The following is a 1283-nucleotide window of genomic DNA, read 5'->3' on the forward strand; positions in this document are numbered from 1 at the left end:
TGTAGAAACGGATACATCCTTTACAATCGAGACCGGGGACATCCTTTACGTTTTTGTGGGTTTGAAAGGCGGTTTTCACCGCTTTTCAAACGACCTAAAAGGTAATTGCACAAATACACTTCCCAGACCTCATCTTCCACCTCCTTCAGCCCTAGTGCCTCACCCACCAGCGATTCGCTGACAAATACCATTCCGCCTTTCCACTTCATTGAACCGTTTTGCCGGACTTTTCTGACCAGCATTTGTGAAGGGTAATTCACCTCCGGCACACGTCCGTCGTAGAGGCGGCTGGATGGCACATAAACATCCGCCGGAACCTTCATTGCCAGGGCCTTGTGAGGGCGTTCGTAGTTGTATTCGTGGCGAAACCGTTCAAACGCCAGCTGCTGCTGTACCAAATTATGCTCAGGTGTCTGAAGCAGCGCAGCCTTGAGGGTTCGGTGCATTCGTTCATGGCGGCCATTCTGGTCAGGGCGTCCGGGCTGGATACGCTCGGGATAGATACCCAAGCGTATGAACCAGGCCGCTAGGCTGGAGATGCGCGACACGCCGGTCGAGGCAAAAGGTGAACCGTTATCCGTGCGAATGACATTGGGCAACCCATACTCTCGAAAAGCCCAGTCAAATCCTTCGCGCGCCCCAGCCACACTGCTTTGCGCCCGACAAAGTAAGAGGAATCGACTGACATGATCGGAGATCGTCAAAGGAAAGCAGCGCTGACCTGATTGCAGGGCGAAGTCGCCTTTGAAATCCGCCGCCCATGTTTGATTGGGCTCTGTGGCTTCGCGTAACGGAATAGGCCCCGTCGGTGGGCGATTAAGGAAACGTCGTTTTTGCACCAAACCTGCACGCTTGAGCCATTCGCCAGCGGTGCTCAACGCGGGCCAAGACAGCTCCGCGTGCGTATTTTTAAGGTTGTGAACCAACTTCTCAGGCCCCCAACTCGGATGCTCGCGCTTATAAGCGATCAGCAACTCAAGGACATGCTCACTGATTTGATGGGGGCTATGGTGCGGACGTCTGGACAGCTCTTTGAGCCCGTCGATGCCACGTTCAGCATAGCGCGCCAACCACTTGTCCAAAGTGGGCCGGCTGACACCGTAATGCCGTGCCAGCTCACATTTGGAATAGGCGCCGGACATCCAGTCGCCTACGAGTTTCACTCTCTGATCCATTGGGGACTCTCGATTCCAGGGCATGGTCAGGCACCTCCTGACCGTATTTCATACCTGTAAACGATGTCTCCGGTTTAAAACGTAAAGGATGTCTCCGGTTTCTACCCG

General features: G+C 54.2%; 1 protein-coding gene. It reads right to left on the minus strand.

What is annotated here, in order from left to right:
- Positions 1 to 20 precede the first annotated feature (20 nt).
- On the minus strand, positions 21 to 1199 hold the full coding sequence (locus ACIPLA_RS28270) for an IS481 family transposase (RefSeq protein WP_063341729.1): 1179 nt from the start codon (positions 1197 to 1199) through the stop codon (positions 21 to 23).
- Positions 1200 to 1283: the final 84 nt, after the last annotated feature.

It is taken from the genome of Pseudomonas sp. NPDC086112, assembly GCF_044746425.1.
Taxonomy (GTDB): domain Bacteria; phylum Pseudomonadota; class Gammaproteobacteria; order Pseudomonadales; family Pseudomonadaceae; genus Aquipseudomonas.